The organism is Pseudogemmatithrix spongiicola (genome assembly GCF_030623445.1).
Lineage (GTDB): Bacteria > Gemmatimonadota > Gemmatimonadetes > Gemmatimonadales > Gemmatimonadaceae > Pseudogemmatithrix > Pseudogemmatithrix spongiicola.
In genome coordinates, this window is record NZ_CP130613.1 from 2,234,640 (window position 1) to 2,256,340 (window position 21,701).

Below are 21,701 nucleotides of genomic sequence, written 5' to 3' on the forward strand. Positions count from 1 at the left end.
CGCTATTCGTTGCGCATCGCGTCGACGGGACTCAGGCGCGCCGCCCGCCGCGCCGGATACAGCCCGAACGTCAGCCCGATCACCACCGAGATCACGACGGCGAAGCCGACGGTCGGCAGCGTGACCGCCGCCTGCACCGGCGCCTGCGTCTGCATGCGCATCACCGCGGCCGTGGCGTAGGCGACGCCGAGCCCGAGCAATACGCCGATCAGCGCGCCCGCGCCCGTGATCGCCACCGACTCGGCGAGGAATTGCGTGAGGATGTCGCGGTCGCGCGCGCCCGCCGCCTTGCGGATGCCGATCTCGCGCGTACGCTCGGCCACCGACGCCAACAGCACGTTCATGATCCCCACGCCGCCGACCAGCAGCGACACGCCGGTGATGGCCGCCATCAGCAGCTTGAACACGCGCATCGCCGTCGCCGCCTGCTCCGCACGATCGCGGCGATTCACCACCTGGACCTGTTCGCGCCATTCGGTGCCGATGCGCTGCTGCGCCCATCGCTCCGCCCCCGCCCGCAGGGAGTCCACGTCCTCGATCCGCGCCGCTTGGATGACGAGCGACGCGGCGACGCGCGGCCCGAGGGCGCGCTCGGCGTCTGCCACGGGCACGTAGGCGACCAGACCGCGGTCGCCGTCTCGCGGAGCCAGGACGCCGATCACCGTGTGCGGCTGCCCACGCAGGCTCACCGAAGCGCCGAGTGCCTGCTGCGGCGCCGTGGAGTCGCCGGCCACAGCCCCAGCGGCCGCGTGGGCGAGCACGATCACGGCGGTGTCGGCATCCGTGATCCAGCGGCCCGTCGCGAGTGTGGGCACGCCTTCGCTTTCCCCTTCCGCTGGGACGGCGCGGATCTCCAGACCGCGTGGCGCCTCACTACTGCCCAGGCGCACAATCGCACCGCCGCGCGCCGACAGTCGCACGGCCGCGGCGGTCGGCAACGCGCGGCGCAGCGCCTCGGCGTCATCGAGGCTGAGGCGCAGCACGGAGTCGCGGGCGAGGAACATGCCATCCACCTCGACCGCCGTCCGGGGCGAGATCGCGACGGTCAGCAGGTCCGTGGTACGGGCCAGTTCCTCGCGGGCGTAGCGTTCGACGCCGTCGCCGAGGGCGAGGACCGACACCATGGCACCGACGCCCATGACGACGCCGAGCGTGGAGAGGATCGTGCGGAGCGGATTGGCGCGGAGGGCCTCGACGCCGACGTGCAGGGAGTGTCGCATGGTGGGAAATACGGCGCGGGCGGCGGGAGGTTACGAGGGCCGCCCGCGCGGGGAGGCGTCCGAGGGGGAACCCGAGACTGGTCCGACGCCTTGAACGCGGGCGGTTGGCCCGTTTATCTTACGCGTCTATTCCGGCGTAGCTCAGTTGGTAGAGCAGGTGACTGTTAATCACCGGGTCACAGGTTCGAGTCCTGTCGCCGGAGCTTTCCGAACGCCCCGCCCTGCATCGCAGACGGGGCGTTCGGATTTTCGGAACGTGACATCGGGGCCAGCCGTTCGCCTCGCATGACGCTCAATCGCGACCTCTCGTCCGCCGGCGCCTTCGTGATCCTCGGCGCCGCCGGCGGCATCGGCTCCGCCATCGCCCGCTCCCTCGCCGCCGACGGCGCACGGCTCGTCCTCGCCGGCCGCCGCCCGGAGGCGCTCGACGCGCTTGCCGCTGGGCTGCACGCGCACGGCGCCGAAGTCGAAACCGCGGCGGTCGAGGCGAGCGACTTCGCCGCCGTCGAGGCGCTGGTCGCCGGCGCCGCGCAGCGGCATGGCCTTGTGGCGGGCATCGTCAATGCCGTGGGCTCCATTCTCCTCAAGCCGGCGCACATGACGAGTGAGGCCGACCTCGCGGACACGCTCCGGCAGAACGTGCAGACGGCCTTCGCCGCCGTCCGAGCCGCCGGCAAGGTCATGACCGACGGTGGCAGCGTGCTGCTCTTCGCGAGCTCGGCCTCGGAGGTCGGACTGCCAAACCACGAGGCGATTGCCGCGGCGAAAGCCGCCGTGGGCGGTCTCGCGCGCAGCGCCGCCGCGACGTATGCCGGCCGCAAGCTGCGCGTCAACGCGCTCGCGCCGGGATTGGTGGAGACGCCGCTCGCCGCGCGCATCACGGGCAACGCGAAGTCGCTCGAAGTCTCCGTGGCCATGCACCCCGCCGGCCGGATCGGGCGTCCGGAGGACGTGGTACCCGCGGCGCGCTGGCTGCTCGATCCCGCCAGCGATTGGGTGACAGGTCAGGTCATCCCCATCGACGGCGGGATGTCGCGGGTGCGCGCGGGGCGCTAAGCTCCCGGGCGATGCCCACGCACATCGCCCTGCTCCGCGCCATCAACGTCGGCGGTACCGGCAAGCTGCCGATGGCCGAGCTGCGTGCGCTCTGCGAGTCGATTGGCTTCACGAACGTGCGCACCTACATCCAGTCCGGGAACGTGGTCTTCGAGAGCCGACTGTGCGCCGTGCGCGCCAGACGCGCCCTGGAAGACGCGCTCGAGCGCCGTCTCGGAAAGCGCCACGCGGCACTGCTCCGCAGCGTGGACGAGCTCGTGGAGGTCGAGACCCGCAATCCGTTTCGGGATGCCGATCCCAAACGCGTCCTGGTGGTGTTCCTTGATGACGCACCGCCTCGCACGGTGATGAAGGGCGTGAAGATTCCCGGCCGCGAGCAACTGCATCTCGACGGCCGCGAGCTGTTCATCCACTTCCCCGACGGCATGGGCACGTCGAAGCTCAAGGTCCCGCTCGCGGACCAAGGGACGGGTCGCAACCTGAACACCGTGCGGGCGCTGCTGGAGCTGGCGGCGCCCTAGCGTGGCGCCGTCCCCCGCCCTGCGGGCATATTTCCCCTATGACCGCACCACTCGTCGGCGTCATCATGGGCTCCAAGTCCGACTACGAGACCTTGGCCCCCGCGTGCGAGCTGCTGGCGCACTTCGGCATCCCCTTCGAAGCCAAGGTCGTCTCGGCCCATCGCACGCCGGATGAGATGTTCAAGTACGCAGAGTCCGCGGAATCGCGCGGCCTGCTCGTGATCATCGCCGGTGCCGGCGGCGCGGCGCACCTGCCGGGCATGGTCGCCTCGAAGACGCTGGTGCCCGTGCTTGGCGTCCCGGTGAACATCACGGCGCTCAACGGGCTCGACGCCCTGCTCAGCATCGTGCAGATGCCGGCGGGTGTTCCGGTCGGCACGCTGGCGATCGGCAAGCCCGGCGCGACGAACGCCGCCGTGCTCGCCGCGGAAATCGTCGGCACGCACAAGCCCGAGGTGCGCGCCAAGCTGAAGGCCTGGCGCGAGAGCCGCGCCGCCGACGTCCGCGCGCAGACGCTGCCGTGAGCGGCGGCGCTCATCCCGCCGTTCCCGCCGGCGCGACGATCGGCTTTCTCGGCGGCGGCCAGCTCGGCCGCATGACGGCGATGGCCGCGCGCACGCTGGGGTACGATGTGCGCGTGCTGGACCCCGAGAAGGATTGCCCGGCGCGCGGCGTGTCGTCGCACACGATCACTGCCGCGTGGAGCGATGCCGCCGCCGCAGCCGAGCTCGCGCAGGGCTGCGCCGCGGTCACGCTGGAAATCGAGCAGATTCCCCGCCCCTCGCTCGAAGCCGTGGCGCGCACCGCACCGCTGCATCCGGGCGTCGACGCCGTCTTCACGGTGCAGGAACGGGCGCGGCAGAAGCAGTGGTTGGAGCGACATCACTTTCCTCTCGGCGCCTTCCGCGTCGTGACGGATGCCGCCGGGGCCGAGGCTGCGGTGGCGGCGTTGGGCCCGAGCATCGTGAAGGCGGCGATGGGCGGCTACGATGGCCGCGGCCAGGTACGCGTGAAGACCGCCGCCGAGGGCCGCGCGGCGTTCGAGCAGCTCAAGGCGCCCGTGTGCGTCGTCGAAGCCTTTCTCGACCTGCACACCGAGATCTCCGTGCTCGTCGCGCGCCGCGCCGACGGCACGAGCGTCGCGTATCCGCCGTCACGCAACCATCACACGCAGGGCGTGCTCACGTGGGCGGTGACGCCGTCGGGCGTGAGCGCCGAGATGGCCGACCGCGCCGAGTCACTGGCGCTGCGCATCGCTGAGGCGCTGGGCATCGTCGGGCTGCTCGCCGTCGAGATGTTCATCCTCGGCGACGGCCAGCTGCTCGTGAACGAGCTCGCGCCGCGGCCGCACAACACGTACCACCATTCCGAGCGCGCGCACCCGACGAGCCAGTTCGAGCAACTCGTGCGCGCGGTCTGCCACCTGCCGCTGGGCAGCACGGAGATCGTCCGGCCTGCGGCGATCCACAACCTGCTCGGCGATCTCTGGGACGGCGGTGCGCCGGACGTGACGAAGGCGCTGGCGATTCCCGGCGTCCGGGTGCATCTGTATGGGAAGAAGGAGGCGCGTCCCGGTCGCAAGATGGGACACCTCTCCGCAGACGGCGACACGCCCGAGCAGGCGCTCGAACGCGTATGCGCCGCCTACGACGCACTCACGCGCTAGGAGGCAGCATGGCGACGCCACGGCCGGTCTTCCGCGAGCTCAGCACCGACGAGTGCATCACGCTGCTGCATCGGCACAATGTGGGGCGGATGGCGATCAGCCACCGCGATCGCATCGAGCTCGTGCCCATCCACTACGTGTATGACGACGGATGGCTGTATGGCCGCACGGCCGTCGGCACGAAGATCGAGATGGTCTCGCACAATCGCTGGGTCGCCTTCGAGGTGGACGAAGTGCGCGACGTCTTCGATTGGGCTTCGGTGGTCGTCAAGGGCGGGCTCTACCTGCTGCGCAAGGACGGCAGCGCGCAGGAGAAGGCCGTGTACGACAAGGGCGTGAGCCTCGTGCGTACGATCATTCCCGAAGCACTCACGCCGGACGATCCGGTGCCTGAGCGCGCGCTGCTCTTCCGCATCCACGCCGACGAGCTCAGCGGTCGCGCGGCGTCGCCGGGCTCTTGACCACCATCATCACCACGAAGACACGAAGGCACGAAGTAATTCGTCCTGCCCGGACCCTCAAAACACGTTGATCGCCAGGACACCTTCGACAACTGCCATTTCCTTCGTGTCTTCGTGCCTTGGTGGTGAAAGCAGTCGTAGTCAGGGCGGTGTCACGCCGTAGCGTCGCAACACCTCGCGCAGCCGATCCAGCGGAATCGCCTCGATCGTCCGCCCGTTGCCCGTGACGGTCGTCGCCATGAACAGCGAGTTGAGGATCGCCTCCTCCGTGGCCTCGACCACGGCCTGGAACAGCGCCGACATCTGTTCGTTGGCGATCTCAGTGGTGCTGAGCCGCGGCGCGTCCCAGGCGCGACGGACCTCGGCGGCCGTCGAGAACGCCAGCACATAGTCTCCACTGCCGTTGCTCGCCGAGCTCCCCGTGCGGGAGACGCCGAGCATCGCGCGGGAGGCGAGGCGTTCGAGATTGCGGTCGCTGAGCGGCGCGTCGGTCGCGACGACGATCATGATCGATCCATCGCCGTCGTCCGCTCCACCGTTGGAGGCACCGCGGAACGCGTACTGGTCGAGCTCGCGGCCCACCGGCGCGCCCAGCACCTGCAGGATGCCGCCGAAGTTACTCTGCACGAGCACGCCGATGGTGTAGCCGCCGAATCGTGTGGGCAGCACACGGGAACTCGTGCCGATGCCACCCTTCCAGCCGAAGGCCACGGTACCCGTGCCGGCCCCGACGCTGCCCTCCGCCACGGGGCCATCGGTCGCCTCCGTGAGCGCGCGGCGCACCGCGTCTGCAGTGACCGGCCGTGCGCGGATGTCGTTGAGCCCGCCATCATTGGTCTCGCCGACCACGACGTTGATCGACCGCACCTGCTGCATGTCCGGCGCCGCGAGCAGATGCTCGACCATCGCGTCGGCGGCCTTCCAGACGCAGAGCGTGCAGGTGAGCAGGATCGGCGACTCGAGTTCCCCGAGCTCCCGCAGCTGCGTGACGCCAAGCAGCTTGCCGAAGCCGTTGCCCACATGCAGCGCCGCGGGCACGCGATCGCGGTAGAGGTTGCCCGCGTGCGGAAGGATGGCCGTCACGCCGGTCCGCACGTTGTCGCCCTGCGTGAGCGTGACCTGGCCGACGCGCACGCCCGCGACGTCGGTGATGGCGTTGTGCCGTCCAGGTGCAAAGACGCCCGGCGCCACGCCGAGCTCGCGGGCGCGAGCGCGCTGGGCGAGGAGCGCCGGGGCCGAGACAGCCAACAGGAAGACTGCGCGGAGGATCGTCATGCCGAGTATTTTACGGGTGTGCCGATTCTCCCGCTCTACGGTCATGAGGCGATGCGCGAGCAGCTCGCCGCACAGATGGATCGCGGCGTGCTGCCGGCCTCGCTGCTGCTGCATGGCCCCGCGGGCATCGGCAAGCAGCGTTTGGCCCTCTGGATGGCGCAGCGCCTGCTCTGCGGCGGCGCGACGGCCAAGCCTTGCGACGAGTGCCAGCACTGCCGCTACGCCCTCGAGCTGCAGCATCCGGACCTGCACTGGATCTTCCCGCACGAGAACGTCTCCGGCTCCGCGGATTGGGAGTACGACGACCTCAAGCCGCTGCATGACGCGCGCGTCGCCGAGCGCGCAGAGGCGAAGGGGCTCTACGCGCGCCCCGATGGCTCCTGCGGCATCTACAAGGGCGACACCAAGTACCTCAGGCACGTCGCCTCACGCTCGCCGGCGCTGGCCTCACGCAAGGTGATCATCGTCGGCGATGCCGAGCGCATGGTGCCGCAGCAGGCGAATCCCGAGGCGGCCAACATGTTCCTCAAGCTGCTTGAGGAGCCGCCGGCAGATACCACGATCATCCTGACGTCATCCGAACCACACGCGCTGCTGCAGACCATCCGCTCGCGCGTCGTGCAGCTGCGCGTCGCGCCGCTGCCCACGGAGGCGATGCGCGCCTTTCTTGCGGATGTGGCGGCGGCGGAGAAACTGCCCAACCTGCCGCCGGCGGAGCTGCTGCGCATCGCCGGCGGCGCCCCCGGCAAGTTGCTCGGCGGCGACGATCAGCAGGTCGCCATGGACCGCGCGCGCAAGTTGCTCGCCGCCGCCGACGGCGGGGCCGAACAGCGCTTTCGCGCCGCATTCACGTCCGGCACGTCCAAGGCGCGCGGGGCCTTCAGCGACGTGCTCGATGCCCTGAGCGTCGTCGTGCACGAGCGCGTCCGTGACGCCGCGGCGCGGGGCGACGAACCCGCCGCGCGCCGGGCCGCGAAGGTCATGCCGCTCATCGAAGACGCCAAGCTCGCCGCGGCCGGCAATGCCAATCCGCAGGTCGTGACCGCACAGTTGCTCGAATCCATCGCGGAGCTGCGCTGATGTCCAAGAACCTCTCGCACGTCAACGCGGCCGGTGAGGCGTCGATGGTCGACGTCAGCGCCAAGCCCAGCGTACCACGCCTCGCCCGTGCCGCGGGCGAGATCGTCATGAGCACGGAGGCCTACGCCAAGGTGCGCGATGCGCAGCTTCCCAAGGGCGACGTGCTCGGCACCGCGCGCATCGCCGGCGTGATGGCCGCCAAGAAGACCGCCGAGCTGATTCCGCTCTGCCATCCGCTGGCGCTCACCGATGTGCAGGTGGTCTTCGCGCTCGACGAATCGCTGCCCGGCGTGCGCTGCGAGGCGACGGCCCGCACGGTCGGGCCCACGGGTGTGGAGATGGAGGCGCTGACCGCGGTGAGCGTCGCGCTGCTCACCGTCTACGACATGGCCAAGGCGGTGGACAGCGCGATGGTGATCCAGCGGGTGCGGCTCGAGGAGAAGCGGAAGGGCTGACCGCGCTCAGCGCACCCGCAGCCGCTGCCCAGGCCGGATCACATCGCTCCGCATGCGGTTCCAGCGCTTGATCTGCGCGACCGTCGTGCCATGCCGCCGCGCGATCGCGCCCAGCGTGTCCCCGCGCCGCACCGTGTAGCTCGCCGAGGCGCCATAGCGCTCGACGCTGGGATTCGGCACGTCGCGCGCCGCCGCGACCACATCGCGCCGCGGCACGAGGATGCGCTGGCCGGCATGCAGGTTCCCGTTGCTCAGGCGCGTGGCCTGCGGGTTATACCAGTTGAGTTCCTTCGCCGTCAGTCCGTTGGCGCGGGCGATCCGCGTGATGAAGTCGCCGTCGCGCGTCACGTGGCGCTTCGTGGCCGTGCGTTGCTCCTCGGGGAGCGCGGCGAACGCGGAGTCGAAGCCCTCCGCGGTGCCGACCGGCACGCGCAGCCACACGGCGGCGCCGGTCGGCGGCGTCATGCCACGCAGGTACTGCGGGTTGTAGTCGCGGATCGTGTCGAGCGGCACACCGGTCACCGTGGCGACCGCGGCCAGCGGCACGTTCGACTCGACCTGCACCGAATCGAAGGTCCACGGGGTCGTGGCTCGCACATCGATGCCGTAGCGCGCCGGATCCTTGCCCACGAGGGCTGCGGCGATGAGCTTCGGCACGTAGTCGCGCGTCTCGGGCCGCAGTGCGCGGGTGTTGTCCCGCAGGGCAAAGAACAAGTCGTCACCCGCTGCGCCCTCGAGCGCCTCGGCGTGCGCGTTGAGCCCGCGCTGCACGCGACCGGGGCCGCCGTTGTAGGCCGCCGACGCCAGGTAGATCGAGCCGAAGGTCTCGCGCAGTTCGTTGAGATACGCGACCGCGCCCTCCGTGGAGCGCACCGGGTCACGCCGCTCGTCCACCCACCAATCCACCCGCAAGCCCACGCCACGCGCCGTGGTGGTCATGAACTGCCACATCCCCACGGCTGCCGCGATCGAATACGCATGCGGGTCATACCAGCTCTCGATCAACGAGAGATAGATCATGTCTTCCGGCAGGCCACCCGCGCGCAGGCGTTCGCGAATCATCGGCGCGTAACGGCCCTGCCGTTCCATCGCGAGTTCGAACGAGGCCTTGAGCGGGCCCGAGAAGCGGCCCACGAAGTATTCGACCCGCTCATGCGACTCGTAGGGTGCGACTTCGATGTCCCACGCCGGCGGCGGGCTGCTCGGCTCCGCCGCAGCATCTTCGACGGCCGGTCCGGTCGACTCCGGGTCAGCGGCATCCTCCGCGCTCGCGACCGCGCGGGAGGTGGGCAACAGGACTTCGACCGCCACGGGCGTCCCCGCCGTCGACGCGGAGGTGGCCGGCGCCGGCGCGGTCCGCGGCAACAGGCCGGCCCGGCCGCAGGCCACGAGCGCGAGCAGGCTCAGGGCGAGCCATGTCCTGGATATCGTCATGCGCGTTCCCAGCGGGTGGTGAGACCCCCGAAACGCGCGGGGGTGTCCAGACGGCCCAACCGACGCAAAATGCGGCGCCGGGGCCAGGTGTGCTACCCCGAAGGACGATTTGGATGGCTTCGGGGACACGATGTATCCCGAGGCCGACATGGGCGCGCGTCCTGCACCGCGTCCGGCCGCGGCATCACCACGCCCCGAGGACCAGCGCGGCCGTCGCCAGCGCGATCGCCTGCCCGGCGAGCACGTCGCCGGGATAATGGACGCCGAGGCGCACGCGCGACCAGCCGACGAGGCCCGAGAGCAGCAGCAGCGGCCACGCGAAGCTCGGATACGCCACCGCGTACACCGCCGCGACGCTCATCACCGCGCAGCTGTGGCCGCTCGGGAAGGAGAACTTGTCGGGCACCGCCACGTGCGAGTGGTCGAGCACGCGCACCGTCGGTCGCTCGCGGAGCACGCCGCGCTTGATCACCTGCACCACGAGGTGCGAGAGGGTCAGCGCCCAGGCCGCCTTGATGGCCACCAACTGGAGCGCCGCGCCGGCGAAGAGCATCGGCAGCAGCACCGCGAGGATCGTGACCCGCGCGCCGCCGACATGCGTCAGCACCCGCCACGCGCGGGTCGCGCGGAGCGGCGTGCGGTCGCTGATGACCCAGCGCAGGAAGAGCGCGCGGTCACGGGCGTCGAGGCGGGTGATCAATGGAGCTCGCATCATGATGCTGAAACCTCAGGTTGGTGTGTCGCGGACACCCGTCGGCTCGGCAACGGCTCGGTAACGTCCAGCCTACGCGGCGGCGACGGCCGGGGCGGCCTCGAAGGCCCGGACCATGGCGCGCCCGGCATGACTCTCCGGTTGGGGGACGCCTAAGGCCCAACAGATCGTCGCGGATTCGTCACGGCGCGCCCACGTTCGTCCTACGGCGCAGCCACTCGTGACCGCGCCGTCACACCACGGTTACGAGGGCCCGAGAGCTTCCGCGCGCATGCGTATCCTTTTCTGCACGGACACCTATCCCCCACAGGTCAACGGCGTCAGCGTCGTCACGGCACTGTCCGTGCAGGGCCTGCGCGAACGCGGCTGGGAGGTCGAGGTCATCGCCCCGCGGTATCCCGAGGGGGATGCCGACATCTTCGGGCCCGGCGTGAGCCACGCGCAGGTGACCAGCATTCCCTCCGTGCCGCTGCCGGGGTATCGCGACATCCGGCTCGCGGCGCCGGCGCGCGGCAGCGTGCGCGACGTCGTCGACCGCTTCACGCCTGACATCGTGCACAGCGCCACGGAGTTCGTGATCGGGCGCATGGGCCAGCGCGCGGCGCGCGATCGCGGGCTCGTGGTCACCACCTCGTACCACACCGACTTCGCCAAGTACACGTCGTCCTACGGCGTGCCCTTCCTGCGCGGGCCGGTGCAGCGGTGGATTCGCCGCTTCCACGCCCACGCGGCGCGCATCTTCACGCCGTCCGAACCGTCGCGCCAGGACCTGCTGGCCCTCGGACTCACGGACGTCGAGGTCTGGGGCCGCGGCGTCGATGACGTGCTCTTCCACCCGTCCAAGCGCGCGCTCGCGCTGCGTCAGCGGCACTCGCTCGGCAACGCGTTCACCTTCCTGCACGTGGGGCGCCTCGCGCCGGAAAAGGGCGTCGACGTGCTGCTCGAGGCGTTCCGCCAAGTGGAGGCCGCGCTCGGCGCCGAGCACGTGAAGTTCGTCGTCGCCGGCGCGGGGCCCAGCCTCGAGGCGCTGCGCGCGCAGGCCCCGAAGAACGTCACCTTTCTCGGCAACCTCGATCGCACGCGTGAACTTCCGGCGCTCTACGCCAGCGCCGATGCCTTCCTCTTCGCGAGCACCACCGAGACGCTGGGCCTCGTCGTCCTCGAGGCGATGGCGTCAGGCCTGCCGGTGATCGCGACGCCCGCCGGCGGTGTGGCCGATAACCTGCGCGATGGCGCGCGGCACTGGGCCGAGCGCCGCACCTGGGCGATGGAGCTCGATCGCCTCGACGCGTCCTACCGCGAGCTGCTCAGGCCAGCGGCAAGGTAAAGCGGAAGCTGCTGCCCTTGCCCACGATGCTCTCGGCCCAGAGCGTGCCGCCATGGGCCTCGACGATGCCGCGGGCGATGGCCAAGCCGAGGCCCGTGCCGCCCTTGGGCGCGTTGCGCCGCACGGTCCAGTAGCGCTCGAAGATCCGCGGGAGCTCGGAGGGCGGGATCCCCGCGCCGTTGTCGTGCACCGCGACTTCGACGTGGCCTCCGACGCGACGGGCCCCGACACGCACGCTGCCCCCGCGGTCCGTGAACCGCAGCGCGTTCCCCAAGAGGTTGGCGAGCACCTGCACGACGCGTTGCTCGTCGCCGATGACCTCCGGCAGCGGCGACGGCTCGTCCAGCGCCAGCGCGACGCCGCGCTCGGCGGCATCGCGCCGGAAGAGTTCCATGGCCTGCGCCAGTACCGGCGGAAGGGCCAAGGCACGGCGCTCGATGTTGAGCCGCCCCAGCTCGATGCTCGCCACGTCCAGCAGGTCGCGGATCATCCGCTGGGTGAGATCGGTCGAGTCGGCGATGGTCGTCACCAGCGCGCGACGCTCGGTGTCATCGGCCGGAGTCGCCGCCAGGAGCGCGCGGGCGCACATGCCGATGGCCGAGATGGGATTGCGCAGGTCGTGCGACACCACGCCGAGCGCATGGTCCCGCGCGATCGTCGCTTGCTGCGCCGTCTCGTAGAGGCGCGCGTTGTCGAGCGCGAATGCGGCGCGCAGCGCCAGCTCCTTGGCGCTCGTGATCTCGGCGTCGCTGAACGCGCGGCCTGCCGACGTGCGGAAGATCGAGAGCACGCCCAGCACGTGTTCGCGCGCCACCAACGGCAGCAGGAGCACGGCGCGCACCTGCATCGCCTTGGCGCGCGCGAACTCCTCCGCCGAGTCCGTATGCGCCTCAAGCCACTCGTCGTCCACGTTTGGCACGTGCTCCACCTGCGCCCGCCGGAACACGTCCACCACGCGTGACGGCGAATCCATGTCGATGCGCTGCTCGGCCATCTGCGCGAGCAGGGCGGCCAGCGCGGGGTCCGATGGCGTCGAGACGACGCGTCGCAGGCTCCCGCCGCCGGCCTGCACGTCCAGCACCGCGCCGTCCGCCAGCCAGCCGACGGGCAGCTGCACGATGGTCCGCTCGGTCCCCGCCACTTCCAGCGTCTCACCCAGCACCGCCACGGCATGCGTCAGCCGCTGCTGCGCCTCCTCGCGCCGGTGCCGATCCGTCACGTCGCGCAGCAGCACGGTGTAGATGCGCTCGCCCGAGGCGAGCACCAGCTTGGAGATCGACGCCTCGGCGGGAAACTCGCTGCCGTCGCGCCGAAGCCCGGAGATGGCGCGGCGCTCACCCATCTGCCGGGAGCGCTCGGCGGCCATGCCGAATCCGTGCACGAACTGCCCGTGGCCTTTCCGGTGCCGCTCGGGGAGCAAGAAGGCCAGCTCCCGGCCCAGCGCCTCCGACGCGGACCAGCCGAAGATACGTTCGGCGCCGGAGTTGAAGTGCACGATGCGTTGCCGATCGTCCACGGAGATGATGGCGTCAGCGGCGATCTCGAGGATGCCCGAGAATTTCGCTTCGCTGGCGCGCAGCGCTGCCTCGACGGCCGCGCGGCGCGTGATGTCGTCATGCAGGCTGGCGTAGGCCAGCCACGCGAGCACCACGGCGAGGATCATCAGGATGATCACCAGCGCCTGCGCGAGACGCAGCGCCGGATCGTCCATGCCCCCGGCAAAGGCGCGGCGCGTCGCGGCGAGCGTCACGCTCCCCACGAGCAGCAGCGCCACCACCCCGGCGCCGACGATCAGGCGCAGCTTGGATTGCGTCGAGACCATCAGGCGGAATATGCGGACGGCGCGCGCCCGATGGTACTCGGGACGCGCGCCGTCGCTCGGGGGGAACCGCGCTCAGGCGTGCAGCAGGCCGAGCCGCAGGGCGAACTGCACGTACTCGTGCCGGTGACTCAGGCCCAGCTTGTCCTGGATGCGCTGCTTGTACGTGTCCACCGTCTTCGGCGAGATGAACAGCCGTTCGCCGATCTCCGGCGCCGAGTACCCCTGGGCCGTCAGTCGCAGGACATCGCGCTCGCGCTCGGTGAGCTTCTCGTAGCGCGTGCGGTCCTCGTGCATCGGATCCTTGCGCTGATACCCCTTGGCGAGGATCCGCGCCGCCTCCGCCCGCACGTAGATCTCGCCGCGCGCGACCGTCCGCACCGCGTCGAGCAGCTCGCGGTCGGGGGCCGTCTTCGGCAGGAAGCCGCTCGCGCCAGCCTCGAGCATCGGCACCAAGTACTCCTCCTCCGGATGCATCGTGAGGATCAGCACCTTGGACGGAATGCCCTTCTCGATGAGCATCTTGGTGGCCTGCCCGCCATCGACTTCACCGATGGAGAGATCCATGATCACCACGTGAGGCTTCAGGCGCTCGGCCAGCGCGACCGCCTCGGGTCCGCTGGACGCCTCACCGACGACGTGCATATCCTTCGCCGCCCCAATCACTGCCTTGAGGCCGGCGCGGACCACGCTGTGGTCATCGGCGAGGATTACGCGAATCAGGTCGTCGCTCATGGCGTGTAGTCTGGGGCCGGGCGCCGGCAGGGCCAATAAAGCATAGGCGGATTTTGACTAGGGGAATCCCCTACCCTTCTATATTGTCACACTCTCGCCCCCAGCCACGAGCCCGATGCCCCGACTCCTGCTGCTGCTCGCCGTCCTGATCGGCTGTGCGGCCCACCCCGCACCGGCCAGCACACAGGCGCGTCCCGACACGGCCAACCTGCCGAAGGTCGTCGTGATCGCCACCGGCGGCACGATCGCGGGCGTGCAGTCCGCGCCCGGCACCCTCGGGGAGTACCGCGCCGGCACGCTCACGGCCGAGCAGATCATCAGATCGGTGCCTGAACTCTCGCGGCACGCGCGCATCGAGACCGAGCAGTTCTCCAACGTCGCGAGCACGCTCATCACGCCCCAGCAGTGGATCGGCCTGTCGCGTCGCATCCACGCCGCGTTGAGCCGCGAGGATGTGGCCGGCGTCGTCGTCACGCACGGCACGGACCGGCTGGAAGAGACGGCGTTCTTCCTGTATCTCACCGTGCGCTCGGAGAAGCCCGTCGCCGTGGTCGGCGCGCAGCGGCCCGCGACCGGCATCAGCCCCGACGGCCCCGTGAACCTGCTGTCGGCGGTCCGCACCGTCGTCTCGCCGCAGGCGGTCGGCAAAGGCGTACTCGTCGTCATGGATGACCGCATCCTCTCGGCGCGAGAGTCGCGCAAGCACTACCAGCGCGTCGGGGGCTTCGAAGGCGGCGACATGGGCACACTGGGCATCGTCGGCAACGGCGACCCGGAGTTCTTCTTCGCGCCGGTGCGCCGCCGCGGACCGCGCAGCGAGTTCGACGTCCTGCGGATCGACTCGCTGCCGGCGGTGGACCTCACGGTCTCGTACCCCGGCGGCCGCGGCCCGCGCTACGACACCTTGCCCGCCGGCATCGTCGTCACGACCACCGGCTTCACCCGCGCCGAGCAGGCCACGTTCCGTCAGCTGCGGCAGCGCGGCGTCGTGGTCGTCACGGCGTTCCCCTCGGGCGACAACGTCGCGGCGGGACGGCAGAACCCGCCGTCCTCGGATTCCACACGCGTGCCGGTCACGCCAGAAGACTCGGCGCGTGTCGCCGAACGCAACGCCCCACCGACAGTGGGCGTGCAGCATCTGACGCCGCAGAAGGCCCGCATCCTGCTGATGCTCGCGCTGACCATCACCCGCGACCCCGTCGAGATCCAGCGGATGTTCCGCGAGTACTGAGCGCGCCTGCGGATGACCCGGGTGGGGATCGAACCCACGACCTGCGGATTAAAAGTCCGTTGCTCTACCGACTGAGCTACCGGGTCGGACTGCCGCCGTGAAAACTAACGGCCTGCCCTAGCGACCGAGAAACAGCGGCGCCCCGGGACCCGTGGGGATGCCCATCCACACCCAGCACACGAGGAACAGGGTCCACACGACCATGTTCAGCAGCGTGTACGGCAGCATCGTCGCCGAAAGCGTGCCGATGCCGGCCTTGGCGTCGTAGCGCTGGAAGAACAGCAGCACCAGCGGGAAGTTTGACGACAGCGGCGTGATGATGTTCGTGAGCGAATCGCCCAGTCGGTACGCCGTCTGCGTGAGCTCGGGGCTGTACCCGAGCAGCATGAACATCGGCACCATCACCGTGCCCAGCATCGCCCACTTCGCGGACGCCGAGCCCATGACCATGTCGATCGCGGCCGTCAGCAGCACGAGCCCCACCATCAGGGGGATGGCGCCGAGTCCCAGCGCCTTGAGGGTCGCCGCGCCCTCGACCGCCGCGAGCACGCCCAGCCCGCTCCAGGCGAAGAGATTCACGAACTGCGCGATGAAGAACACCGCGACGATGTAGCCGGCGACGACCTCCATGTTCTTGGCCATGCCCGCATAGACATCGCGGTCGCGGCGAATGGTCCCCGCGACGATGCCATACACGAGCCCGGGCACCAAACCGAAGACGAAGATCCAGAACACCAGGCCGCGCACGAGGTACGAGCCGAGGAAGCCGGGCCGCTCGGCGTCCAGCAGGAAGCCCACCGGCGGCCACAAGCCGAGCGCCACGATCGCGGCCAGTGCGAGCAGCGCCAGCAGCGCCCAGCGCAGTCCGGCGCGCTCCTGCGGCGTCAGTGGCACGGCCGGCTCCGGCACCGCACTTCCGCGATACGCGCCGAGCCGCGGCTCCACCAGCCGCTCCGTCACGAAGGTGCCCGTGAGCGTCACCAACAGCACCGAGCTCGCCAAGAAGTAGTAGCTCGCCATCGGCGTCACCGTGTACGCCGGATCGACGATGCGCGCCGCTTCCTGCGTGATGCCGGCCAGCGTCACGTCCGTCGGGGAGAGCAGCATGTTCGCCGCGAAGCCGCCCGATACGCCGGCGTACGCGGCGGCCAACCCCGCAATCGGATGCCGCCCCACCGTGTGGAACAGCGCCGCGGCCAGCGGCAGCAGCAACACGTAGCCCACGTCGCCCGCCGTGTGCGACATCGCGCCCGTGAACACGATCACGAGCGTGAGGAAGCGCGCCGGCGTCGCCCCCACCACCACGCGCACCACCGCGCCGAGCAAACCGGCGTGCTCGGCGACCGAGAGCCCCAGCAGGCAGACCAGCACCGGTCCGAACGGCCCGAAGTTCAGGAAGTTCGGCACGAAGCCTTCGATCAACCGGTGCAGCCCGTCGAGCGAGAGCAGGTTGGTGGCACCCACCGGCGCGCCGCCCGTCGGATGCGGAACGGTCCAGCCGAGTGCATGCACGGCCCACGACGCGACCACGACGGCGAGCGACAGCAGTACGAACAACGACGCCGGATGCGGCAGCCGGTTGCCCACGCGCTCGACCGTGTCGAGCGCGCGCACCAACCAGCCGCGCGCCGCGATCACGCGAACTCCCGCGCAGCCGTCGCCAGCGCGCGCACGCAATCCCCGCAGGCCGCGCGCAGTGCAGCGAACTCCTGGGACTTGGTGAACGCCGCCTCGTCCATGTACCGGGCGCGGTTCACCTCCACTTGCACCGCATGCACGCCATCCGCCGGCGCGCCGAAGCTGCGCACCAAGTCACCACCCTGGTATGGGTCGTTGAGCTGCACCGAGTATCCCTGCGACCGGAACCGGTCCGCCACGAAGGCCGTCACGCGTGGATCGGCCGTCGTGCCGTGGCGGTCGCTCACCACCACGTCCGGCCGTGCCGCATCGGCATCGACATTCATGGCGTTGCCCCGCGACTTCATCGAGTGCGCGTCGAGATAGATCGCGATGCCATGGGTGGCACGGCACGCCGCGATGCGCGCGCGCAGCGCCTCGCGGTACGGGCGGTAGTAGCGGACGAGCCGCGCCTCCACCGCCTCGACCGCCAGCGGCGCTGCGTACATCGGCACCTCGGGCAGCGCGAGCCGTCGGATCAACCCCATGCCGCGCCGCGAATAGTCCGTCGGCGCGAGCGGCGTCGGCCACGGCGTCGCGAGCAATGCGGGGTCCAAGTCATCCTCGCGGCGGTTCACGTCGATGTACGCGCGCGGGAACGACGCGGCGACCAACGTCGCGCCATGCGCCGGCGCGTCCGCCCAGAGCTCGTCCACGAACGCATCCCAGGTCGTCCGCAGCGCATCCAGCGTGGCGATGGTCCCGAAATCCTCCGGCATCTCGAGCCCGCTGTGCGGTGAGTCCACCACGATCGGCGACGGCGCCCCCGCGGGCTCGTGGATGCGGAATGGAATCACGCGCGCTCCGTGCGCCACACGAGCAACAGACCCGCCACGGCCAGCGCGCCCATCACCACCGGCGCGCGATGCGAGCCGAGGAACACGAAGGCCGTGAGGTACACGCTGCCCACGAGCAGGGACCCCACCGCGACTGGCACGCCGGTCCGCATGAACGCGCGGAACGTGACCCGCAGACCCTCGCGCTCGGCGAGGCCCAGCGTCGTGACGTTGGCCGACGCGCCAATCGGCGTCGCGTTGCCGCCCAGGCAGGCGCCGAGCGCCAGCGCCCACCACAGCACCGCGCTCTCGCCCGGCAGCTGTCCGACCAGCGCGCCGATGATCGGGATGCTCACCGCCACGAACGGAATGTTGTCCATCACCGCCGAGAGCGCCGCCGCCACCCAGGCCACCAGCAACGCCGAGAACAGCAGCGTGCCGGCATCGCCGAGCCCGAAGGTCTCACGGCCCGCGACGATGCCGCGCTCGAGCAGACCCGCGAGCGTGGCCGTGAGCCCTGTTTCCACCGCCGCGCCGACGAGGATGAACAGCAGCGCGAAGAACGTGAGGGTCGGCCACTCGACCTCGCGCTCGAGCACATGCAGGATGCCGTGCGTGCGCTCCTCGTGCGTCGGCTGGTGGGTGCGCAGGTAGCGCAGGTCCTGCACGATCAGCGCGACGGCCGCACCGATCAGCGCCGGCACGGCCGTCGGCATGCCCGTGGCGCCGTGCGTCACGAAGCCCAGCAGGACGAAGGCGCAGATGACGCCGAGCCAGCGCAGCAGGCCCGGATCGGCGATCTGCGGGCCCTGTCCCGGCGCGTCGGCCTGCGCCGGCGCATCGGCCGCGGCGCCCATCGCGCGCCGCAGGCGGCCGACGGCCCACACGTGCAGCAGCGCCATCATCAGGATCACCGGGAGCGTGAGTTCCTCGATGAAATCCATGAAGGTCAGGCCCGCGCCCGACCCGATCATGATGTTCGGCGGGTCGCCGATGAGCGTCGCCGTGCCCCCGATGTTCGCCGCCATGATCAGCGGAAGCACGACCAACGGTAGCGGTGCCCGCACGCGGCGCGCCGCCGCCAACGCCACCGGCGTCACGAAGATCACCGTCGTCACGTTGTCGAGGAACGCCGACGCGATACCCGTGAACCACCACAGCACGGCCATCGCCCGTGCGGGATTGTGACCGAAGCGCTCCAGCAAGCGCTCGACGGCCCAGTCGAAAACCCCCGTCTCCTTCAACACGCCCACCAACGCCATCATCGCCGCGAGCAGCAGCAGCACATTGAGGTCGAGGTGCGCGATGGCCGCCTCGACCGGCAGCAGGTGGAACGGCGTGAGGTACGTGATGGCCCAGAGCAGCGCGACGGCGCCCAACACCACGAGCACGCGATGCGCGGCCTCGAGGGCGAGCACGGCGAAGAGCGCGACGAGCAGCGCCGCGACAATCAGCTGGGAGACGGGATCGGTGCTGCTGGCGGCGAGGGTCTCGTGCACGCCACAAAGCTACCAAGGCTCGCCGCAGCGCGTCACGGCGGCCCGTCGCCGCGCCGACCGGCCCGGGCCTCAGAGTTCGAGCTGTCCGCCCAACGCCGTGCGGCAGAACTGCACTCGATGGTGCGCGGTCAGCCCGTGCGTCCGCAACGCGGCGATGTGCGTCGGGGTCCCGTAGCCGGCGTTCCGCTCCCACCCGAAGTCGGGGTAGCGCGCCGCGAGCCGCGTCATGAGCCGGTCACGGACCACCTTGGCGACGATGCTGGCACAGGCGATCGAGTAGCACTTGGCATCGCCGCCGACGATGGCGTGGTGCGCGACCGCGAGCGTCTTGATCGGCTTGCCGTCGACGAGCACCTCGTCGGGAGCCCGCGGCAGCCGCGCCAGCGCCCGCGCCATGGCCCGGGCCGTGGCCTGATAGACGTTCCAGCGGGCGATCTCCCGCACACTGGCGGCCGCGAGCGCCAAGGCCACCGCGTCCTGCCGGATGCGCGCCGCAAGGCGCTCGCGCTCGGCGGCACCGAGCTGCTTCGAATCCGTCACGCCGGCGATGGCGCGACGTTCGGCGGGCATGATCACCGCGCAAACGACGACGGGGCCCGCGAGGGGGCCCCGTCCGACTTCATCCACGCCGGCGATGTGCGCGGCACCCGCGGCCCGCAGCGAACGCTCGAAGGCGCTCCAGCCGCCAGCCACGGGTCGACGACTTACGCCTGGGCCGCCTCACCCGTGGCCGGCACCTGCACGCGCACCTTCTTCTCGGCGATACGCGCGGCCTTGCCGGTCACGTTGCGGAGGTAGAAGAGCTTGGCGCGGCGGACGCGGCCACGGCGCACGACCTTGATCTCGGCCAGCATCGGCGAGTGCAGCGGGAAGATGCGCTCCACGCCCACGCCGTTCGAGATCTTGCGGACCGTGAAGGTGGCCGAGACGCCGGCGCCCTTGCGGCCGATGCAGACGCCTTCGAAGGCCTGCAGACGCTCCTTCTCGCCTTCCTTCACGCGGACGTTCACGCGGAGCGTGTCGCCGGCACGGAAAGCGGGGACGTCCTTCAGGTATTCCTTCTGGGTTTCGGAGAAAGCGTGCATATACGACTCCGGGCGCGAAGCGGCCCGCTGAGGTGACAGAGTTGAGCCTTGTAAGCTACTGCCCGGTTTAGGCTTGCGCAACTGGGCTTGGTCGGCCATCCGGGCGGCTGGGCCGCCCGTTCAGCCGCCGCGCTCGCGGGTCAACCGCTCCCCTTCCTCCCGGCGCCAGCGGTCGATCTCGGCGTGATTCCCGCTCAGCAGCACATCCGGGACCTTGAACCCCCGGTACTCGGCGGGCCGCGTGTACGAGGGGGCAGAGAGACCGCGGTCAAAGAACGAGTCCGTGCGGGCGGATTCGATGTCGCTCATTGCGCCGGGCAGCAAGCGCACCACGGCGTCCACCACCGCCAGAGCCGCCGGCTCCCCCCCGCTGAGCACGAAGTCGCCGAGGGAGATCTCCTCGGTGGCCAGGTGGTCAGCGACGCGCTGATCGACATCCTTGTAGTGGCCGCAGAGCAGCGTCAGCTCCGTCCCCTCGGCGAATCGCACGGCATCCGCGTGACTGAACACCTTCCCGCGGGGCGAGAGCAGCACGATCGGCGCGGTCGCGCCCACGGACTCGACGGCGTCGAAGAAGGGGGCGGGTTTCATCACCATGCCCGGGCCGCCGCCGAACGGTGCGTCGTCGACGGTCTTGTGCTTGTCCGTCGCGAAGGACCGCAGGTCGACGCAGTTGTACCGCACCAGGCCCGCTTCGGCGGCACGCTTCGGGATGCTCAGGCCCAGCGGCCCCGTGAAGAAGTCCGGGAAGATCGAGATGATGTTGATCGTCAGCATCACGTCTCCAGCAAGCCGTCTGGCAGGCGAACCCGGATGGTCCGCGCCTCGCGGTCCACATCCTCGACGAACTCATCCACGAACGGCAGGCTGGCCACGCGCCCCTGCGGCGTCCGGAAGTCCAGCAGCAACCCCTGCGGCAGCTCATAGAACTCGACGACCTCACCAATCTCCGCCGCGCTGTCAGCGTCGACCAGCTGCATGCCGACGAGCTCGTGGGCGAACACCTCGCCGTCATCCGGCTCGGAGAGTTCCTCCACCGGCACGAGCAGGCAGCGCCCGTTCCACTTCTCGGCTTCGGTGCGGTCGGCGATCTCGACCAACGTGAGCAGGAAACCGTCCTTCACGGGGCGCAGCGCCTTCACCTCGAGCGTGCGCGGCTGCCGCGTGCGCGGGTCCAGCCACAGCGCGCCGTCCGGCGTGCCCTGGAAAACGCGACGGCCAGGCGCGAAGATCGCGCCTGGCTCGTCGGTCAGTGCTTCCAGCAAGAGCTCCCCGCGCACGCCGTGCGGCCGACGGATGCGGCCCACCGCAGCGCAGTCGGGAAGCGTCACGCCGTCACTTACTCCTTCACCGGGACAGCCTTCGCGGCGAGCTTCGTCGCGAGGCGGGTCTCGTGGCGGGCCTTGAGCACGCCAGCCTTGCGGAGCAGCGAACGCACGGTGTCGGACGGCTGGGCGCCGTTGTCGAGCCAGTAGTTCGCGCGCGCGACGTCGAGCTGGACGGCCTGCTCACCGGCCCGCGGCGCGTACTGCCCGAGGATCTCGATGAACTTGCCATCGCGCGGGCTGCGGCCATCGGCCACGACGATGCGGTAGGTCGGGGCCTTCTTGCGGCCCTGACGGCGGAGACGGATACGAACTGCCATGGGGAAATCCTCGGTGCTACTGGTTGC

Annotated in this window: 23 protein-coding genes and 2 tRNA genes; 10 read left to right on the forward strand and 15 right to left on the reverse strand. The window is 70.4% G+C overall.

Features of this window, described 5'->3' with window-relative positions; translation table 11 throughout:
• Nucleotides 1-2: 2 nt before the first annotated feature.
• Entirely contained in the window at nucleotides 3-1,220 is a 1,218-nt protein-coding gene (locus Strain318_RS10225; protein WP_367885602.1) for an ABC transporter permease, read from the reverse strand.
• Nucleotides 1,221-1,350: 130 nt separating this feature from the next.
• Between Strain318_RS10225 and Strain318_RS10230 the strand changes: the two genes are divergently transcribed.
• The 6 genes from Strain318_RS10230 (at nucleotide 1,351) to Strain318_RS10255 (ending at nucleotide 4,924) form a co-directional block, all read left to right on the forward strand.
• Nucleotides 1,351-1,423 (forward strand) — tRNA-Asn (locus tag Strain318_RS10230).
• Between the two features lie 82 nt (nucleotides 1,424-1,505).
• Nucleotides 1,506-2,276: an SDR family NAD(P)-dependent oxidoreductase gene (locus Strain318_RS10235; RefSeq protein ID WP_367885603.1), complete on the forward strand. Its 771-nt coding sequence runs from the start codon at nucleotides 1,506-1,508 to the stop codon at nucleotides 2,274-2,276.
• An 11-nt stretch (nucleotides 2,277-2,287) separates the two neighbouring features.
• The gene (locus tag Strain318_RS10240; RefSeq protein WP_367885604.1) at nucleotides 2,288-2,797 is read left to right on the forward strand and encodes a DUF1697 domain-containing protein; all 510 of its coding nucleotides are present in this window, start codon (nucleotides 2,288-2,290) and stop codon (nucleotides 2,795-2,797) included.
• A gap of 38 nt (nucleotides 2,798-2,835) precedes the next feature.
• A complete protein-coding gene (gene purE / locus Strain318_RS10245; RefSeq protein WP_367885605.1) occupies nucleotides 2,836-3,321 on the forward strand; it encodes a 5-(carboxyamino)imidazole ribonucleotide mutase in 486 nt (161 codons plus the stop codon).
• Nucleotides 3,318-4,463: a 5-(carboxyamino)imidazole ribonucleotide synthase gene (gene purK, locus Strain318_RS10250; protein ID WP_367885606.1), complete on the forward strand. Its 1,146-nt coding sequence runs from the start codon at nucleotides 3,318-3,320 to the stop codon at nucleotides 4,461-4,463. The genes purE and purK overlap by 4 nt, the downstream gene beginning before the upstream one ends.
• 8 nt (nucleotides 4,464-4,471) lie before the next feature.
• Entirely contained in the window at nucleotides 4,472-4,924 is a 453-nt protein-coding gene (locus Strain318_RS10255; RefSeq protein ID WP_367885607.1) for a pyridoxamine 5'-phosphate oxidase family protein, read from the forward strand.
• 141 nt (nucleotides 4,925-5,065) lie between these two features.
• On the opposite strand, the gene Strain318_RS10260 is transcribed toward Strain318_RS10255, so the two are convergent.
• Nucleotides 5,066-6,199 (reverse strand): DmpA family aminopeptidase, encoded by a 1,134-nt coding sequence (locus tag Strain318_RS10260; RefSeq protein WP_367885608.1) that lies wholly within the window; start codon nucleotides 6,197-6,199, stop codon nucleotides 5,066-5,068.
• Between the two features lie 18 nt (nucleotides 6,200-6,217).
• On the opposite strand from Strain318_RS10260, the gene Strain318_RS10265 reads away from it, so the two are divergent.
• Nucleotides 6,218-7,279 carry a DNA polymerase III subunit gene (locus Strain318_RS10265; protein WP_367885609.1) on the forward strand — a complete coding sequence of 354 codons (1,062 nt, stop codon included), beginning with the start codon at nucleotides 6,218-6,220 and terminating at the stop codon, nucleotides 7,277-7,279.
• Nucleotides 7,279-7,734 carry a cyclic pyranopterin monophosphate synthase MoaC gene (gene moaC / locus Strain318_RS10270; RefSeq protein ID WP_367885610.1) on the forward strand — a complete coding sequence of 152 codons (456 nt, stop codon included), beginning with the start codon at nucleotides 7,279-7,281 and terminating at the stop codon, nucleotides 7,732-7,734. Before Strain318_RS10265 ends, moaC begins: the two co-directional genes overlap by 1 nt.
• Nucleotides 7,735-7,740: 6 nt before the next feature.
• On the opposite strand, the gene Strain318_RS10275 is transcribed toward moaC, so the two are convergent.
• Nucleotides 7,741-9,168, reverse strand: coding sequence for a lytic transglycosylase domain-containing protein (locus Strain318_RS10275; RefSeq protein ID WP_367885611.1), 1,428 nt, complete (start codon nucleotides 9,166-9,168; stop codon nucleotides 7,741-7,743).
• A gap of 184 nt (nucleotides 9,169-9,352) precedes the next feature.
• A complete protein-coding gene (locus Strain318_RS10280) occupies nucleotides 9,353-9,883 on the reverse strand; it encodes a phosphatase PAP2 family protein (protein ID WP_367885612.1) in 531 nt (176 codons plus the stop codon).
• A gap of 268 nt (nucleotides 9,884-10,151) precedes the next feature.
• On the opposite strand from Strain318_RS10280, the gene Strain318_RS10285 reads away from it, so the two are divergent.
• Nucleotides 10,152-11,207 (forward strand): glycosyltransferase family 4 protein, encoded by a 1,056-nt coding sequence (locus Strain318_RS10285; RefSeq protein WP_367885613.1) that lies wholly within the window; start codon nucleotides 10,152-10,154, stop codon nucleotides 11,205-11,207.
• Here the strand turns inward: Strain318_RS10285 and Strain318_RS10290 are convergent.
• The gene (locus Strain318_RS10290) at nucleotides 11,188-13,029 is read right to left on the reverse strand and encodes a sensor histidine kinase (protein WP_367885614.1); all 1,842 of its coding nucleotides are present in this window, start codon (nucleotides 13,027-13,029) and stop codon (nucleotides 11,188-11,190) included. The genes Strain318_RS10285 and Strain318_RS10290 overlap by 20 nt on opposite strands.
• 72 nt (nucleotides 13,030-13,101) lie before the next feature.
• Complete coding sequence (locus tag Strain318_RS10295; protein WP_367885615.1) at nucleotides 13,102-13,761, reverse strand: response regulator transcription factor; 660 nt, start codon at nucleotides 13,759-13,761, stop codon at nucleotides 13,102-13,104.
• A 115-nt stretch (nucleotides 13,762-13,876) separates the two neighbouring features.
• Here Strain318_RS10295 and Strain318_RS10300 point away from each other — a divergent pair, with 115 nt between their 5' ends.
• Entirely contained in the window at nucleotides 13,877-14,992 is a 1,116-nt protein-coding gene (locus Strain318_RS10300; protein ID WP_367885616.1) for an asparaginase, read from the forward strand.
• Nucleotides 14,993-15,005: 13 nt separating this feature from the next.
• Here the strand turns inward: Strain318_RS10300 and Strain318_RS10305 are convergent.
• The 9 genes from Strain318_RS10305 to rpsP all read right to left on the reverse strand — a co-directional run bounded on the left by Strain318_RS10305 (nucleotide 15,006) and on the right by rpsP (nucleotide 21,674).
• Nucleotides 15,006-15,078, reverse strand: a tRNA-Lys gene (locus tag Strain318_RS10305).
• A gap of 31 nt (nucleotides 15,079-15,109) precedes the next feature.
• Nucleotides 15,110-16,630, reverse strand: a complete 1,521-nt coding sequence (locus tag Strain318_RS10310; protein ID WP_367885617.1) for an AbgT family transporter — start codon at nucleotides 16,628-16,630, stop codon at nucleotides 15,110-15,112.
• Nucleotides 16,627-17,466 carry an N-formylglutamate amidohydrolase gene (locus Strain318_RS10315; protein WP_367885618.1) on the reverse strand — a complete coding sequence of 280 codons (840 nt, stop codon included), beginning with the start codon at nucleotides 17,464-17,466 and terminating at the stop codon, nucleotides 16,627-16,629. The genes Strain318_RS10310 and Strain318_RS10315 overlap by 4 nt, the downstream gene beginning before the upstream one ends.
• Complete coding sequence (locus Strain318_RS10320; RefSeq protein WP_367885619.1) at nucleotides 17,463-18,944, reverse strand: ArsB/NhaD family transporter; 1,482 nt, start codon at nucleotides 18,942-18,944, stop codon at nucleotides 17,463-17,465. Before Strain318_RS10320 ends, Strain318_RS10315 begins: the two co-directional genes overlap by 4 nt.
• Before the next feature lie 69 nt (nucleotides 18,945-19,013).
• On the reverse strand, nucleotides 19,014-19,637 hold the full coding sequence (locus tag Strain318_RS10325; protein ID WP_367885620.1) for a ribonuclease HII: 624 nt from the start codon (nucleotides 19,635-19,637) through the stop codon (nucleotides 19,014-19,016).
• Nucleotides 19,638-19,648: 11 nt separating this feature from the next.
• Nucleotides 19,649-20,029: a 50S ribosomal protein L19 gene (gene rplS, locus Strain318_RS10330; RefSeq protein ID WP_367885621.1), complete on the reverse strand. Its 381-nt coding sequence runs from the start codon at nucleotides 20,027-20,029 to the stop codon at nucleotides 19,649-19,651.
• A gap of 120 nt (nucleotides 20,030-20,149) precedes the next feature.
• Complete coding sequence (trmD, locus tag Strain318_RS10335) at nucleotides 20,150-20,806, reverse strand: tRNA (guanosine(37)-N1)-methyltransferase TrmD (RefSeq protein WP_367885622.1); 657 nt, start codon at nucleotides 20,804-20,806, stop codon at nucleotides 20,150-20,152.
• Nucleotides 20,806-21,360, reverse strand: a complete 555-nt coding sequence (rimM, locus tag Strain318_RS10340) for a ribosome maturation factor RimM (RefSeq protein ID WP_367885623.1) — start codon at nucleotides 21,358-21,360, stop codon at nucleotides 20,806-20,808. The genes trmD and rimM overlap by 1 nt, the downstream gene beginning before the upstream one ends.
• Before the next feature lie 8 nt (nucleotides 21,361-21,368).
• Complete coding sequence (gene rpsP, locus Strain318_RS10345; RefSeq protein ID WP_367885624.1) at nucleotides 21,369-21,674, reverse strand: 30S ribosomal protein S16; 306 nt, start codon at nucleotides 21,672-21,674, stop codon at nucleotides 21,369-21,371.
• Nucleotides 21,675-21,701 lie beyond the last annotated feature (27 nt).

Excerpts from the sequence above, each read along its gene's own strand:
- Strain318_RS10240 (WP_367885604.1), top strand. The coding sequence starts at position 2,288 with ATGCCCACGCACATCGCCCTGCTCCGCGCCATCAACGTCGGCGGTACC.
- Strain318_RS10275 (WP_367885611.1), bottom strand. The coding sequence starts at position 9,168 with ATGACGATATCCAGGACATGGCTCGCCCTGAGCCTGCTCGCGCTCGTG.
- Strain318_RS10285 (WP_367885613.1), top strand. The coding sequence starts at position 10,152 with ATGCGTATCCTTTTCTGCACGGACACCTATCCCCCACAGGTCAACGGC.
- Strain318_RS10260 (WP_367885608.1), bottom strand. The coding sequence starts at position 6,199 with ATGACGATCCTCCGCGCAGTCTTCCTGTTGGCTGTCTCGGCCCCGGCG.
- Strain318_RS10290 (WP_367885614.1), bottom strand. The coding sequence starts at position 13,029 with ATGGTCTCGACGCAATCCAAGCTGCGCCTGATCGTCGGCGCCGGGGTG.
- rplS (WP_367885621.1), bottom strand. The coding sequence starts at position 20,029 with ATGCACGCTTTCTCCGAAACCCAGAAGGAATACCTGAAGGACGTCCCC.
- Strain318_RS10235 (WP_367885603.1), top strand. The coding sequence starts at position 1,506 with ATGACGCTCAATCGCGACCTCTCGTCCGCCGGCGCCTTCGTGATCCTC.
- Strain318_RS10280 (WP_367885612.1), bottom strand. The coding sequence starts at position 9,883 with ATGATGCGAGCTCCATTGATCACCCGCCTCGACGCCCGTGACCGCGCG.
- Strain318_RS10225 (WP_367885602.1), bottom strand. The coding sequence starts at position 1,220 with ATGCGACACTCCCTGCACGTCGGCGTCGAGGCCCTCCGCGCCAATCCG.
- trmD (WP_367885622.1), bottom strand. The coding sequence starts at position 20,806 with ATGCTGACGATCAACATCATCTCGATCTTCCCGGACTTCTTCACGGGG.
- purE (WP_367885605.1), top strand. The coding sequence starts at position 2,836 with ATGACCGCACCACTCGTCGGCGTCATCATGGGCTCCAAGTCCGACTAC.
- Strain318_RS10255 (WP_367885607.1), top strand. The coding sequence starts at position 4,472 with ATGGCGACGCCACGGCCGGTCTTCCGCGAGCTCAGCACCGACGAGTGC.
- moaC (WP_367885610.1), top strand. The coding sequence starts at position 7,279 with ATGTCCAAGAACCTCTCGCACGTCAACGCGGCCGGTGAGGCGTCGATG.
- Strain318_RS10295 (WP_367885615.1), bottom strand. The coding sequence starts at position 13,761 with ATGAGCGACGACCTGATTCGCGTAATCCTCGCCGATGACCACAGCGTG.
- rpsP (WP_367885624.1), bottom strand. The coding sequence starts at position 21,674 with ATGGCAGTTCGTATCCGTCTCCGCCGTCAGGGCCGCAAGAAGGCCCCG.
- Strain318_RS10300 (WP_367885616.1), top strand. The coding sequence starts at position 13,877 with ATGCCCCGACTCCTGCTGCTGCTCGCCGTCCTGATCGGCTGTGCGGCC.